The following is a 13975-nucleotide window of genomic DNA, read 5'->3' as shown; positions in this document are numbered from 1 at the left end:
GGTCGCCGCCCGGGGCAGTGCCTGCCCGCGGCGGACGCCCGGACCGCACCGACGGCCACGACGAGCGGGGTAGCACCATGACCGGAGTCGACCCGGGCCGGCTGGACGACCAGCAGCTCATGAAAGAGCTGGAAGCCATCCACCGCACCCGCCACGACACGTTGTTGCACGGCTCGAACGACGCGCTGCACACCCACAACGTGCGCATGGCCCAGCTGGAGGGCGAGTATCTGCGCCGCCACCCGCGGCGGCCCGTCGCGGCGGCCCGCACCCGGGACGGCGCCCGGGAACGCGGACCCGCGGGGGTGCCGCCGGCATGACCGCCGAACCGCATCCGGTCCTGGCCCGGCAGACGGAGGCCCTGGAGCTCTTCGGCCGCCGGGTCCACGCGGTCCGCGACGACCAGTGGCAGGCCCCGACGCCGTGCACCGCCTGGAGCGTGCGCGATCTCGTGGGCCATCTCGTCGCCGAGCAGGCATGGGTGCCCGCGCTGGTCCGCGACGGCGCGACCGTCGACGCGGTCGGCGACCGTCTGGACGGCGACCTGCTCGGGTCCGACCCGGTCGCCGCCTGGGAGGCCGTGGCCGACGCCTCCCGCGCGGTGTTCGCCGAGCCGGGGGCCCTCGACCGTACGGTCCACCTCTCCTTCGGCGACATGTCCGCGGACGACTACTGCGCGCAGCTCGTCACCGATCTGACGGTCCACACCTGGGACCTGTCCCGCGCCATCGGCGCCGACGAACAACTCCCCGACGACCTCCTCACGTTCGCGGTCCGTGAGGTCACCCCGCACGCGGCGGAGCTGGAGAAAACCGGACTGTTCGCCGCCCCGGAGGAGCCCCCGCCCGGCGCCGACGTCCAGACGAGACTGCTCTGCCTGGTCGGGCGCCGGCCCTGACTTTCCGCTGGTGGGAGCCGGTGGCGAGCCGGAACGGGGGCCCGGGGAGGACGCGCGGCGTGTAGTCGGGGAGAATCGAAGAGTGTTTGCCCCGCAGGGCGCGGGGCAGACGCACTTGCAGTGCTTCGGACAGGAGGCACGTCCGTGGGAGCGGCTATCCGCGCCATGGGTGTACTCGTCCGGCGTACGGGTGCGTTCCCACGATGACTGTCCATCACATGGCACCATCGAGGGAGTTGCGACGCACCATGCGAACCCAAGCGAGCGCGACGCACCATCCGCACGACGACGCCCCCGACACCGGGGAGGCGTTCCGCAGGCTCGCCACGCTCCCGCCGGGACAGCGGCGCGACGCTCTCCGTGCCGAGATCGTCGAGTCCTGGCTGCCGATGGCCGAACGGCTCGCGGGCCGCTTCCGCAGCCGCGGCGAGAGCTTCGACGACCTGCGCCAGGTCGCGGCGCTGGGCCTGGTCAAGGCCGTCGACCGCTATGACCCCGAGCTCGGGAACGCCTTCGAGAGCTATGCGGTGCCGACGATCACCGGCGAGATCAAGCGCCACTTCCGTGACCACATGTGGACCCTGCACGTGCCGCGCCGGGTCCAGGACCTGCGCAACCGGGTCCGGTTCGCCGCCCAGGACCTGTCCCAGGTCATTCCGGGCCGCAGGCCCACCGTCGCCGAGATAGCCGAGCACGCCCGCATGAGCGAGGAGGACGTCCTCACGGGTCTGGAGGCCCTGGAGAGCTTCACCGCGCTCTCCCTGGACGCCGAACTTCCGGGCAGCGAGGACGGCTACTCCCTCAGCGACGCCCTCGGGTCGCCCGATCCCGCCCTCGACACGGTCATCGACCGCGAGGCCGTCAAACCCCGGCTCCAGGCCCTGTCCGAGCGGGAACGCGCCATCCTCTACATGCGGTTCTTCAGCGACATGACCCAGAGCCGCATCGCCGACGAGCTGGGCATCTCCCAGATGCACGTGTCCCGCCTCATCAGCCGCTGCTGCACCCGGCTGCGCGACCAGATCATGCGCGACGCGGCCTGAGGCCCGCTCGTTCCGGCTCCGGGGGCGTACGGGCTCCCGGCGGAGGCGGACTCCATGGGTGCCGGCGCACGGCGGGCACGGGGGACCGGCCGCACCCCGCCCGCGATGTCACCCGCTCGGGCCCCTCCTTTCCCGCGAATGGTGCCCGGCCGTTCGCGCCGGGCGGTACGGCGGGCTCTGATGGCCCCGAGGGGCACGACGGCCGTGGCCCTCGGACCGCAGCCCGCCGAAGGAGCCCCGCTCATGCGCCGTACCGCCCGTGTCCTGTACGCCACCGCCCTGGCCGGCGCCGCTCTCGGCGCCGCCGCGTCGGGCGCGGCCGCGGATCCGGCCGCGGAGGTCAGTCCGGGCTCCGTCGAACCGGGCGGCACCGTCACCGTCACGGTCAGCTGCGACGCGATCGGCGGGACCCTGCCCGACTCCATCGACGCCAGTTCCCAGGGTTTCCAGGGCGGCAAGGTCCAGCTGCACCGCGTCGAGGGCGCCGACCCGGCCGCCGCCTCCTACACCGGCACCGCCCACATCTCCTCCGACGAGTCCGGCCAGGCCGCCGACCCCGCCACGCGGGGGTCCGACACGGCGCGCGGCCCCGACGAGGTCGTCCCCGGCGTGCTCGGCTCCGGCGCGTCGGCCACGTCCGACGCGAAGAATCCCGGCGGCGTGCCGGCCGGCGTGCGTGCGGGGACGGGCGTGCCTGCGGGTACGGGTGTGCGTGCCGGGACCGTGAGCCGTGACGCGGGGGGCACGGACACCGGCTGGGACGCCCAGACGCCCGCTTCCGGCGCCGACGACCCCGCCGCACACGACTCGCTGATCCCCGACACCGACACCGGCACCGACACCCCGGGCGCGGTCGCTCCGGACGCGCTCAGCCCGGATTCCTTCGGCCCCGACGCGGTGGGCCCCGACGCGGTCGCCCCGGACGACCTGGGCGCCGACGGCGTGGGGCCCGACACGGTTCCCGAGCCGGTGAGCCCGGACGCCGTGGGTCCCGCCACCACGGCCCCCGGCACGGTGGCTCCGGACGAGGCGTCCCCCGGCACCGGCGGCGCCGACGGACGGTGGAACGTCGGCGGGGTCTGTCCCGCGCCCCCGGGCGGTCACGGAAAGCAGTGGACCGCGTCGTACGCCGTGGCCCGCGGCGCCACGGCGACCCATGTGCCCGACAGCGGCTCCGACACCGGCCCGGCCGGGCGTCCGCCCACCGTCCAGCGGGGTGTGCACGCCGGTGAGGGCGGCGTGTTCACCGACTCCGTGCCGGCCCTGGTCGCCGGCGGACTGCTGATCGCCGGGGCCCTGGTCGCGGCGGGCAGCCGGCTGCGCAGACCGCGCCGACGGCGGTTCCGCTAGGAGAGCGGGCGGCACGGTGGCGGCGGACCGTACGACGGCCGACGATGTGACGGACACCCCCGCGCGTGCGCGCGGGGGACGGCAGACCTCCGGCCACTGAGCGGCACACCGCGCGGACCGGCGAACAGTGCCCGACGGGCCGTACGAGGGGACGAGGACACCCGGAACCGCACGGGGGGGGCAGGCTCCGGAACAGGGAACGGCGGCACCACGGTGCGGAGGCAGGTATGCGGCGGACGGACCCCGAAGGCCACGGACCGGTCCGGTACGGTCCGCCCCTGCCCGACGAGGGCCTGCCCGTGCTGCCGGAACTCCGCTCCGTGCTGGCCGCCGCGGCGGACCGCTCCGCCGCCGAGCCCTGCGGCGGCGGTCCCGTCCTCCTCGACGCCGCCAGCGGCTACTGGACCCGGCGGGGACTGCGCGCCGCGCCCGACCGGGTCGCGGCCGCCCCCGGAGCCGCCGCGCTGCTGCTGGCGCTGACGGGCGCGCTCGGCGGCGACATCCTCGTGACCCGCCCGTGTGCCGCGTGGTGGGCTCCGCAGGCACGCCTGCTGGGCAGATCCGTGTTCCACGTGGCGACGCCCGCCGAGTGCGGCGGCGTCCCCGATCCGTACGCCCTCCTGGAGACCGTCCGCAGGGTCCGCGCGGAGGGCGGCGACCCGCGGATGCTCCTGCTGTCCGTCGCCGACGACCCGACCGCCACCGTCGCACCGCCCGAAGTGGTCCACGAGGCCGTGGAGGCCGCCGCGGGCGAGGGGCTGCACATCGTCAGCGACGAGACCTGGCGCGACACCCTGCACGAGCCGCGGGACACCGTGCTGCTGAGCCCCGCCGAGATGCTCCCCGACGACGTCTGCGTGATCACCGACCTCGCCGGTGCCTTCCTGCCGCAGGGCTGGCCCGCCGCCGTCGCCCGCTTCCCCGACAACGAGGCGGGCGCCTCCCTGCGGTCACGCGTCCTCGACGTGCTGACCGTGCTGGGCGCGCGCGTCGCCGAACCGGTCGCGGCGGCCGCCGCGTACGCGCTCGGCGAGCCGGCCGCGATCACCGAGCGGCTCACCGCCGCCGTACGCCTGCACGCGGGCGTGGCCGACGCCGTCCACCGGGTGATGGGCGCCGCGGGAGCCGTCGTACGTCCCCCGCAGGCCGGCCGGCATCTGTACGTCGACCTCAACCCGCTCCGCTCGGCCCTCGGCGCGCACGGTGTCGGTGACGCGCAGGACCTGGAGGACTGGCTCTCCGCCCGGCTCGGCATGCCCACACCGGGCGGGCACCGCTTCGGCGACGACCTCGCCTCCCTCCGCTTCCGGCTCGGCACCGGCCCCCTGCTCGGCTCCACCGACGAGGAGCGGGAGGAATCCCTCAGTGCGCCCGCCCCGCTGGAACTGCCGCATGTGAACCGCGCGTTGACCCTCCTGGAGTCGGCCTTCGACGATCTCCGCGACGACGCCGATCGACGGGAGCCTCCTCGATGACGCAGCAGTCCGAGTCGGCCACGAGCACGAAGCCCCAGGGCGCCGGCGACCTCACGGCGCCAACAGCCCCGGGGCGCCCCGCGGTCCTTCCGCCCTCCCCTCCGTCGCCGCCGCTCGCCGAACCCCGTCCGCTCGGCGAGCGGCGTGTCTGGCCCCGGTCCTTCATGGACCGGCTGACCGCGCCGCTGCCCGGGGTGCGGGCCTTCGCCCGGCTCGCCCGCGAGGGTGCGCCGCGCCCGTCCGCGGAAGGGCTCGCCGACATCCCGCTGCTGCCCTTCGAGCCGGGACCGCTGCCCGGCGTGGACGCCCGGACGATCGCCGTCTCCTGGGCGGGGCACGCGAGTTGGGTGATCCGGATCGGCGGGCTCACCGTCCTCACCGACCCGGTCTGGTCCCGCCGCATCGTGGGAACGCCGGCCCGGATCACCCCGGTAGGCGTTGCCTGGAGCGCGCTGCCGCGCATCGACGCCGTCGTCATCAGCCACAACCACTACGACCACTTGGACGCCCCCACCCTGCGCCGACTTCCGCGCGACACACCGGTGTTCGTGCCCGCCGGGCTCGGACGATGGTTCAGGCGACGGCGGTTCACCCGGGTCACCGAGCTGGACTGGTGGGAGGCGGCCCAACTCGGCGGTGTCCGCTTCGACTTCGTCCCCGCCCACCACTGGTCCAAGCGCACCCTCACCGACACCTGCCGCTCCCTGTGGGGCGGCTGGGTGATCACGGAACCCGAGGGGCGGCGCGTCTACTTCGCGGGCGACACCGGATACGGCCACTGGTTCACCCGCATCGGGCAGCGTCACCCGGGGATCGACCTCGCCCTCCTGCCCATCGGCGCCTACGACCCCCGCTGGTGGCTGAGGGACGTGCACTGCGACCCGGAGGAGGCCGTGCAGGCGGCCGTCGACCTGCGTGCGCGGCGGATGGCCCCGATGCACTGGGGCACGTTCGTACTCTCGGCCGAACCGGTCCTCGAACCCCTGCGGCGGGTGCGGGCGGCGTGGGACCGGGCGGGCCTGGCCCGGGAGAACCTGTGGGATCTGGCGGTAGGAGGTTCCCGGGTACTGGACTGAAGGCACCACGCCCACCGACCCCCGCTGCGCCCCGCCTACCTCCGCGCCCCCACCGACCTCCGCCCACCGACCCCCGCGTCCCGCGTCCCGCGTCCCGCGTCCCGCGCGAGAGGCGATCACCGGAGCCTCTTACAGGAGCGGGCGGTCGTGACCCTACGAGGCCCCCGTGCGGCGGAACCTGCGCCAGACAGCCGGGGCCACGCTGATGGCGACGGTCAGCGCCACCGCGGCCACCACGCCCTGCCACGGCTCGGGGAACAGCGAGCCGCCCAGGATGCCGATGACCTGGTACGTGGCCGCCCACGCGAGGCAGGCCGGGACGTCCCCGCGGGCGAAGACGCGCAGCGGCATCTTCGCGAGCAGGCAGGCCAGCATCACCGGAATGCGGCCCGCCGGCACGAGGCGGGACAGGACGAGGACGGCGATGCCGTGATCGTCGAGCTTCCGCTGCGCCTGGGCGAGCCGGTCCTCGGGGGCACGCTCCCGGATCGCCTCCAGCCAGCGCGACCCGTTCCTGGAGCCCATCCCGCGCCGCCCCAGCCAGTAGAGCGACATGTCGCCGAGGAACGCGGCGACCGAGGAGACCAGGAACACCATCAGCAGGGCGAAGGGCGACTCCTGATGGAAGGCCACCACCGCCGCCGAACTCACGAGCGCCCCCGTGGGCACCACCGGCACCAGAGCGCCGATCAGCACCAGCAGGAACAACGACGGATAGCCGATCGCCTGCTGAGTGGACTCCGGAGGCACGGTCGGCGCGGTCGCGGCCAGGAAGATCACCGAGCGGCCTCCGGACGCACGCTCTCCCCCTGCTTCAGCAGATGCACCGCCACCTGGGGCGCACGCTCGGCGGCAAGGCGCACGAACTCCTCACCCGGCGCATGGAATTCATGGGGGCGCACGGCATCCATCCCGATGGGCCAGAACGTGCCGTAGTGCACCGGCACAGCGCTGCGCGGACGCAACGCGGCGAGCGCCTCCGCAGCGCGCCCCGCGTCGAGATGCCCCTCCCCGAGGTAGGGGCCCCAGCCGCCCACCGGCAGCAGGGCCACGTCCACCGGACCGACCTCCTCGGCCATCGACGCGAACAGCCCCGTGTCCCCGGCGAAGTACGTCCGCGCCTCTCCCTCGATCACGTATCCCACGGCGGGGGAGCGGTGCGGTCCGATCGGCAGCCGGCGCCCGTCGTGCCGGGCCGGAACCGTGCGTACGGCCAGGTCACCGACCCGGGTGCGGTCGCCGGGAGCGACCTCCGTGAGCCGCAGATGGCGCAGCTTGCGCAGCCCGGGCACCGAACGCGGGGCACCGCGCGGCACGAGCAGCCGGGTGCCCGGGGCCAGCCGCGCGAGCGAGGGCAGATGCAGATGGTCTGCGTGCAGATGCGAGACCAGCGCGACGTCGGCGACCGCCGCCGGGGGAGGAGGCGGCGCCCCGCGCCTGCGCCGCAGATGTGCGAGCCGGCGCGCGAAGAGGGGATCGGTGAGCACGCGTGTCCCGGAGTCCTCCAGCGTGCAGGTGGCGTGCCCCCACCAGGTGATCTCCACCGGCACCTCTTTGCCTCCTTCGCACGACTCCCCCCGAGCCTACGGGCAGGAGTAGGGTCTGCGGCGAAACCAGGAGGTGAGGGGGACACCATGAGCGACGCACGCGGTGCCTCCGGCGCGCACGCCCGCACACGCCCGCACGAGAGCCGCGGCCCCAGGCCGCCCTCCCCGTCGCTGCGCGTCACGGCGATCGCGAGCCTGACCCCTCTGGAGGAGCTGGACGAGGACCCCTTTCTCGTCGACTCCCGCAGCCAGCACGCGATGTGCGCCCGCTGGGCCGCCGAGCACGGCTACGTCGTCACCCGGGAACTGCTCGTACGCGGGCTGCGCCCCGACCACCGCAGCCTGTGGGCCGATGTCGAGGCCGGTCTCGTGGACCTGTTCGTCGCGCCCAGCCGCCGGGTGCTGGAGCGGGCCCTCGCCTCGGTGGAGGAGTTCACCGCCGAGTGCGCCCGCCGCGGCGTGCGCGTCGAGACCGTCGGCACCGCCGAACCGTCCTACGACGCCCAGATGAAGGCCAGGGTCCACCGCAGGCTGTCGATGCCGACCGCCGGCTACGACGGCCGCTGACACCTCACCGTCCTCGGGGAGACCCGCCGGGCCGCCGCGCACGGCACTTCCCGCGGCTTTTGGGGACTTCTGGGGACCTCCGGCCGTTGTGACAGGGTGGGAGCAGGCCGCGCGGACCGGGCGGGCCGGGACGTGAGGTGGGCTGGGCGTGGACAAAGGACGTTGGCGGCGCCTCGCCAGCGCGGCCGGACGCAGCATCACGGTGTGGGCCGTGTCCACGCTCACGATGCTCGTCCTCGCCGGTGCGCTGCCCGACTTCCGGCTGCAGTCCCAGAGCGGGGACAGCGCGACACGGATCGCCGTCACCGCGGCGGCCGGCGCGGGCGTCTTCGGCCTCCTGTCGGCGCTGGTGTGGCCCCTGCTCGTGCGGACCCTGCTGCTCGTCCCCGCGTTCGTGCTGGGCCTGCTCGTCTTCTTCCTGAACGGCTCGCTGCTGCTGATCGCCCTGCGGCTCAACCCCTCGGGGCGCGGCGAGGCGGCCCCCGAGACCGCGGTGGTGGTGGCCGCCGTCATGTCGGCCGTCGCCTCGGCCACCGGCGCCGCCCTCGCCGTACGGGACGACGACGCGTACCGCCGCCGCCTCTACCGGCTCGCCGACCGGCGCCGCAGACGTGCCACCGGACGGCCCGGCCCCTCGACTCCCGGCGTGGTCTTCCTCCAGCTCGACGGCGTCGGGCACGACGTGCTGCGCGAGGCGGTCGGCAAGCGGCTGATGCCGACCGCCGCCCGATGGCTCGGCGGTGACCGTCCCACCCACCGGCTCACCCCGTGGAGAACCGACTGGTCCAGCCAGACCGGCGCCAGCCAGCTCGGCATCCTGCACGGCAGCAACCACGACGTCCCCGCCTTCCGCTGGTACGAGAAGGACACCCAGGAGGTCATGGTCTGCAACCGGCCGACCAGTGCCGCCGAACTCCAGCGGCGGGCCGTCGCGCACACCGGTGACGGCGGCCTGCTCAGCGCCGACGGCGCGAGCCGGGGCAACCTCTTCGGCGGCGGTGCCGACGAGCTCGCCCTCGTGCTGTCCGTGGCCGCGCGCCGGGGCCGGGACAACCGCTCGCGCGCCGGGTACTTCGCCTACTTCTCCGACCCGGCCAACGCCGTCCGCACGGCCATGTCGTTCGTGGCCGAGGTCCTCCGGGAGACGGGCCAGTCCACCCGGGCCCGCCTCCAGCAGCGGCGGCCCCGCGTCAAGCGCGGCGGGCTGTACCCGTTCGTCCGCGCCTTCGCGACCGTCGTCGAACGGGACGTCGTGGTCGCCGCGGTGATCGGCGACATGCTGGCCGGACGCAGCGCGGTCTACGCGGACCTGGTCGCCTACGACGAGGTGGCGCACCACTCGGGGCCGCGGAGCCGGGACACCGAGCGGATCCTGGAGCGGCTCGACCGGTCGCTCGCGCTGATCGAGAAGGTCGCCGAGCACGCCCCCCGGCCGTACCGCGTCGTCGTGCTCTCCGACCACGGCCAGAGCCCCGGGGAGACCTTCCTGACCCGGTACGGCCTCAGCCTCGGCAACCTGGTCCGGGCCGGCTGCGGGCTGCCCGTGCCCCGCAAGGCCCGGCGCACCCACAGCGGGGCCGAGGCCCGGACCGCCGTCCGGGCCGCGCTGCGCCGGCCGGTGGAGGAGCGCGAGGAGCGGCGCGGACCGGCGGGGCGGCGCTCCGAGCCCCTGGTCCTGGCCTCCGGCAACCTCGGTCTCGTCTCCTTCCCGGACGTTCCGCACCGGATGAGCCGGGAGGAGATCGACCGGCGTCACCCCGCGCTGCTGTCCACGCTCGCCAACCACCCCGGCGTCGGCTTCCTCCTGGTGCGCAGCGAGGAGCACGGCGGTCTCGTGCTCGGCGCGCACGGCGTCGAGGTGCCGGTCGACCGGCTCGACGACGAACACCCGGGCCCGCTGGCCGACTTCGGCCCCGGCGCGGCCGCCGCCGTGCGGCGTACGCACACGTTCCCGCACACCGCCGACATCATGGTCAACTCCTGGTACGACCCCGTCGGGGGCGAAGTCCTCGCCTTCGAGGAGCAGATCGGCTCGCACGGCGGGCTCGGCGGTGCCCAGGGGCACCCGTTCCTGCTCTCCCCGCTGACCCTGTCCGCACCGGCCGGCCCGGACACCGGACTCGTCGGCGCCGAGCGGGTGCACGAGGTGCTGCGGCGCTGGCTGCGCGAGTGCGACGGCGCGCAGGTCCCGCTGCCGTCCCGCCCGGACGAGCAGGCCGCCTGAGCCGGGACTCCGGAGCGCGGGGGACGTACGGCCGGGGGACGTACGGCGTCCCGTTCACCGGCCCGAAGGGTCGCGCCGACGGAAACCCGAAGGGGCGTGCCGACGTAAAAAGGGGGAGGGTCGTGCCGACGGAAAAAGGGGAGGCGGCGGGCGTACCGCCATGTCCACACTGTGGGCAGCGCACGCCGCGTCTCCGCGCGCCGCGCACCCCTCCGCCATCCCTCCCACGCCCTACTCCCGCGCTTTCAAGGAGCTCGCCTGTGCAGGCAGCCGTCACCGTCACTCCCTCCCGCGTCCCGGAGCTGCTTCTCGGTCTCGCCACCGTGCGGCCGGTCTTCCTCTGGGGCGCCCCCGGCATCGGAAAGTCCTCCCTGGTCAGGGAGTTCGCCGAATCGCTCGGGCTGGAGTGCGTGAGCCTGCTGGGTACGCAGCTCGCGCCCGAGGACCTGATCGGCGTACCGCAGATCCGCGACGGGCGTTCCGTCTTCTGTCCGCCCCAGACCATCGCCCGCGACGAGCCGTACTGCCTGTTCCTCGACGAACTGAACGCGGCGTCCCCCGATGTGCAGAAGGCCTTCTACTCGCTGATCCTGGACCGCCGCATCGGTGACTACGAGCTGCCGAAGGGCTCCATCGTCATCGGCGCGGGCAACCGCGCGACGGACAACGCGCTGGCCCGTCCGATCGCCTCGGCGCTGGTCAACCGTCTCACCCACGTCCATCTGGAGGCCTCTCCGAAGGACTGGCTCGCCTGGGCCGCCGTGAACGACATCCACCCCTGGGTCCTCGACCACGTCACCGACCGCCCCGACCACCTGTGGTCCAAGCCGCCGAAGACCGAGGAGCCCTTCTCCACGCCGCGCTCCTGGCACATGCTCTCCGACGCCCTGCGCTCCTTCGGCGACGCGCTGGACGAGGAGACCCTGAAGGTGATCGCCCACGGCACGCTGACGCCGTCGCACGCCGTCGCGTTCTGCGGCTACGTCAAGATCGTGCGCAGCCGCTTCGGCATCGAGGCCATCCTCAAGGGCGACGCACGCTGGCCCTCCCGCATGGAGGACCGCGACCTCCTCTACTACCTCGCGGAGTCCTTCCGCGGCCGTCTCATCAAGGAACTCCCGGCCGGACGGGACCACATCTCGGCGAACGCCCGCCAGACCGCGTACCGCGCCAAGTCCCTGCTGATCCAGCTCGCGGAGATATCCGTCGAGGTCGCGCAGAGCGTCATCGCCTCGGACGCCGACGGCAATCCGGTCCTGCCCGCGTGGTTCCTGGTGGAGGCGGCCCGTGACATGCCGCGTCTGGTGGAGGCGCGCCGGTGAGCCGGACCCGCAAGGCCGGTGCCGCGGCCAAGCCCGATCCCGCCGCCGAGGCGTTCGCCGAGGGGATGCGGCTGGTACACGGCAACCCGGCGCTGGACGCCGTGAACTTCCGCGTCTGCCGGGAGCCGTCGTGCGACAGGGCGCCCCGCGACGGTCTGGTGGTCGTCACCTCCAACGGGGTCGTGCACGTCAACCCGACCCGGCGCGCCGACCCCGTCACCTGGGCCTGGGCGGTGGCGCACGCCGTCATCCATCTGGGCTTCGGCCACCTCCCGGCCGCGGCCGGTGAGCGCGAGCAGCCGGACCGCTTCGACCTCGCCGCCCGCTGCGTCGTCGTGAACCGCTTCCTGCGCGGCTTCTCGGCGCGGCTGGTGCCCGAGGACCTTCCGGACTCCTACCCCGACGGTGACGAGGAACGGCTCGCCGCGGCCTGGCGCCGCGACGGCATCCCGCCCCGGTACGAACACTGCGGCACGGCGGGCGGCGGTCCGGACCAGGTCCTCGTGTCCTGGAACGCCTGGATCGGCGGCAACCCGACCGACTGGCAGGTGTCGTTCGCGCACGCGCTGACCCGCACCATGGCCGCCGCGATGGACGTGGCCGGCGGACGACGCACCTCCATGAGCGACGGACCCACCCCGCTCCGGCCCTGGGAGCGGGCGCTGAACTGGTTCGTGTCCTCCTACCCGCTGCTCGGCGGCCTCGCCGCCGGCATCACCCTCGTCGCCGACGCCGAGATCGCCCGCGCCCACGACATCTCCGTCGCCGCCGTGGACACCGAGGCGGCCGAGATCTACATCAACCCGCTGCGCCGGTTCGACGACGAGGAATGGCGGTTCGTCCTCGCCCACGAGATGCTGCACGCCGCCCTGCGCCACGGCGACCGGCGCGGCACCCGGGACCCGTACCTCTTCAACGTCGCCGCCGACTACGTGATCAACGGCTGGCTGTGCGAGATGCGGGTCGGCACGATGCCCGACGGCCTGCTGTACGACCCGGAGCTGAAGGACCTGTCCGCCGAGGAGGTGTACGACAGGATCGCCGGCGATCTGCGCCGCGTGCGCCGCCTCTCCACGCTGCGCGGCAGGGGAACGGGCGACATCCTGGGCGGACCGCTCGGCTCGGCGCGCGACTACGTCGACCTCGACGAGTTCTACCGCCGCGGCCTGGCCCGGGGCCTCGATCTGCACCAGCGGCAGGAGCGCGGCTTCCTTCCCGGCGGTCTGGTCGAGGAGATCCGCGCGCTCAGCCATCCCCCGCTGCCCTGGGACGCCCGACTCGCCCGCTGGTTCGACGAGTTCGTGCCCCGGCCCGAGCCGCTGCGGTCGTACGCCCGTCCCTCCCGCCGGCAGGCGGCCACCCCGGCCATCCCGCGCGCGGGCCGCTGGTTCCCGCCCGAGGAGACCGCCCGCTGCACCTTCGGCGTCGTCCTCGACACCTCGGCCTCCATGGACCGCACCCTGCTCGGCAAGGCACTGGGCGCCATCGCCTCGTACGCCGAGGCGCGTGACGTACCGGCCGCCCGCGTCGTGTTCTGCGACGCGGCTCCGCACGACGCCGGCTATCTGCCCGTCACGGAGATCGCCGGACGCGTACGGGTGCACGGGCGCGGCGGCACCGTGCTGCAGCCGGGCGTCGATCTCCTGCACCGCGCCGAGGACTTCCCGCCGGGCGCGCCCGTGCTGGTGATCACGGACGGGTACTGCGACGTGCTGCGGGTGCGGCGCGAGCACGCCTATCTGGTGCCGCACGGCGCACGCCTCCCGTTCACCGCGCGCGGACCGGTCTTCCGGGTGACCTGAGATTCCGCCGGGCCGCCCCCAGGAGATGCTCCCGAGGCGCCCGGCGACGAAATCCCGGACACGCACCGGCAGGTCGCCACCCGAACCGCGGGGTGCGCGGCGCCCAGGTGTGATCGGATGGAGGCACGGACCCCGGCAACGGGACCACACCCGAAAGGAATCATCGTGGCAACCACGCGCACCGCACACACCGTGTGGGAAGGCAACCTGCTCGAGGGCAACGGCGTCGTCACCTTCGACTCCTCCGGCATCGGCCAGCAGCCGGTGACGTGGGCGTCGCGGGCCCAGGACGCCAACGGCAGGACCAGCCCCGAGGAACTGATCGCGGCCGCCCACTCCAGCTGCTTCTCCATGGCGCTGTCGCACGCCCTCGCGGGTGCCGGGACGCCGCCCACCAAGCTCCTGACCAACGCCGACGTCACCTTCCAGCCCGGCGAGGGCATCACCGGCATCCACCTCACGGTCGAGGGCACGGTGCCGGGCCTCGACAACGACGGCTTCGTCGCGGCGGCCGAGGACGCCAAGAAGAACTGCCCGGTCAGCCAGGCCCTGACCGGCACGACGATCACCCTGTCGGCGAAGCTCGCCTGACGCACCGACACCGATGCCGCGCCCTCCCGTGGGGGCGCGGCATCGGCGTGTCCGCCCCCGTACGGCCGTCCGCGCCATTG

The 13975-nt window shown here is 74.3% G+C and carries 13 protein-coding genes; 11 read left to right on the top strand and 2 right to left on the bottom strand.

Features of this window, described 5'->3' with window-relative positions; translation table 11 throughout:
- The first annotated feature begins 77 nt into the window (after positions 1-77).
- The 6 genes from ACFYYF_RS25865 to ACFYYF_RS25840 all read left to right on the top strand — a co-directional run bounded on the left by ACFYYF_RS25865 (position 78) and on the right by ACFYYF_RS25840 (position 5842).
- The gene (locus ACFYYF_RS25865) at positions 78-320 is read left to right on the top strand and encodes a DUF6158 family protein (RefSeq protein ID WP_355771041.1); all 243 of its coding nucleotides are present in this window, start codon (positions 78-80) and stop codon (positions 318-320) included.
- Positions 317-898: a TIGR03086 family metal-binding protein gene (locus ACFYYF_RS25860; RefSeq protein ID WP_388779672.1), complete on the top strand. Its 582-nt coding sequence runs from the start codon at positions 317-319 to the stop codon at positions 896-898. The genes ACFYYF_RS25865 and ACFYYF_RS25860 overlap by 4 nt, the downstream gene beginning before the upstream one ends.
- A gap of 248 nt (positions 899-1146) precedes the next feature.
- Positions 1147-1941: an RNA polymerase sigma factor SigF gene (locus tag ACFYYF_RS25855; protein WP_365486624.1), complete on the top strand. Its 795-nt coding sequence runs from the start codon at positions 1147-1149 to the stop codon at positions 1939-1941.
- A gap of 243 nt (positions 1942-2184) precedes the next feature.
- Positions 2185-3291, top strand: a complete 1107-nt coding sequence (locus tag ACFYYF_RS25850; protein WP_388779669.1) for a hypothetical protein — start codon at positions 2185-2187, stop codon at positions 3289-3291.
- A 227-nt stretch (positions 3292-3518) separates the two neighbouring features.
- Positions 3519-4766, top strand: coding sequence for an aminotransferase class I/II-fold pyridoxal phosphate-dependent enzyme (locus tag ACFYYF_RS25845; RefSeq protein ID WP_388779666.1), 1248 nt, complete (start codon positions 3519-3521; stop codon positions 4764-4766).
- Positions 4763-5842 (top strand): MBL fold metallo-hydrolase, encoded by a 1080-nt coding sequence (locus tag ACFYYF_RS25840; RefSeq protein WP_388779663.1) that lies wholly within the window; start codon positions 4763-4765, stop codon positions 5840-5842. The genes ACFYYF_RS25845 and ACFYYF_RS25840 overlap by 4 nt, the downstream gene beginning before the upstream one ends.
- A gap of 153 nt (positions 5843-5995) precedes the next feature.
- On the opposite strand, the gene ACFYYF_RS25835 is transcribed toward ACFYYF_RS25840, so the two are convergent.
- Together ACFYYF_RS25835 and ACFYYF_RS25830 are read right to left on the bottom strand one after the other, a co-directional pair.
- Entirely contained in the window at positions 5996-6622 is a 627-nt protein-coding gene (locus ACFYYF_RS25835) for a DedA family protein (RefSeq protein ID WP_388779660.1), read from the bottom strand.
- Positions 6619-7392: an MBL fold metallo-hydrolase gene (locus ACFYYF_RS25830; RefSeq protein WP_388779658.1), complete on the bottom strand. Its 774-nt coding sequence runs from the start codon at positions 7390-7392 to the stop codon at positions 6619-6621. Before ACFYYF_RS25830 ends, ACFYYF_RS25835 begins: the two co-directional genes overlap by 4 nt.
- 84 nt (positions 7393-7476) lie before the next feature.
- Here ACFYYF_RS25830 and ACFYYF_RS25825 point away from each other — a divergent pair, with 84 nt between their 5' ends.
- From ACFYYF_RS25825 to ACFYYF_RS25805, 5 genes are all read left to right on the top strand, one after another.
- Positions 7477-7956, top strand: a complete 480-nt coding sequence (locus ACFYYF_RS25825) for a hypothetical protein (protein WP_361691686.1) — start codon at positions 7477-7479, stop codon at positions 7954-7956.
- A gap of 226 nt (positions 7957-8182) precedes the next feature.
- The gene (locus ACFYYF_RS25820) at positions 8183-10180 is read left to right on the top strand and encodes an alkaline phosphatase family protein (RefSeq protein WP_388779958.1); all 1998 of its coding nucleotides are present in this window, start codon (positions 8183-8185) and stop codon (positions 10178-10180) included.
- 260 nt (positions 10181-10440) lie between these two features.
- Complete coding sequence (locus ACFYYF_RS25815; protein WP_388779656.1) at positions 10441-11502, top strand: ATP-binding protein; 1062 nt, start codon at positions 10441-10443, stop codon at positions 11500-11502.
- A complete protein-coding gene (locus ACFYYF_RS25810; RefSeq protein WP_388779653.1) occupies positions 11499-13304 on the top strand; it encodes a hypothetical protein in 1806 nt (601 codons plus the stop codon). The genes ACFYYF_RS25815 and ACFYYF_RS25810 overlap by 4 nt, the downstream gene beginning before the upstream one ends.
- A gap of 165 nt (positions 13305-13469) precedes the next feature.
- Positions 13470-13895 (top strand): OsmC family protein, encoded by a 426-nt coding sequence (locus ACFYYF_RS25805; protein WP_355771011.1) that lies wholly within the window; start codon positions 13470-13472, stop codon positions 13893-13895.
- Positions 13896-13975: the final 80 nt, after the last annotated feature.

The organism is Streptomyces sp. NPDC001914 (genome assembly GCF_042891215.1).
Classification (GTDB): domain Bacteria; phylum Actinomycetota; class Actinomycetes; order Streptomycetales; family Streptomycetaceae; genus Streptomyces.
This window is presented reverse-complemented; position numbering and strand designations above follow the sequence as displayed.

Coding starts and splice junctions, on each gene's coding strand:
- ACFYYF_RS25865 (WP_355771041.1), top strand. CDS start 78: ATGACCGGAGTCGACCCGGGCCGGCTGGACGACCAGCAGCTCATGAAA.
- ACFYYF_RS25860 (WP_388779672.1), top strand. CDS start 317: ATGACCGCCGAACCGCATCCGGTCCTGGCCCGGCAGACGGAGGCCCTG.
- ACFYYF_RS25855 (WP_365486624.1), top strand. CDS start 1,147: ATGCGAACCCAAGCGAGCGCGACGCACCATCCGCACGACGACGCCCCC.
- ACFYYF_RS25850 (WP_388779669.1), top strand. CDS start 2,185: ATGCGCCGTACCGCCCGTGTCCTGTACGCCACCGCCCTGGCCGGCGCC.
- ACFYYF_RS25845 (WP_388779666.1), top strand. CDS start 3,519: ATGCGGCGGACGGACCCCGAAGGCCACGGACCGGTCCGGTACGGTCCG.
- ACFYYF_RS25840 (WP_388779663.1), top strand. CDS start 4,763: ATGACGCAGCAGTCCGAGTCGGCCACGAGCACGAAGCCCCAGGGCGCC.
- ACFYYF_RS25825 (WP_361691686.1), top strand. CDS start 7,477: ATGAGCGACGCACGCGGTGCCTCCGGCGCGCACGCCCGCACACGCCCG.
- ACFYYF_RS25820 (WP_388779958.1), top strand. CDS start 8,183: ATGCTCGTCCTCGCCGGTGCGCTGCCCGACTTCCGGCTGCAGTCCCAG.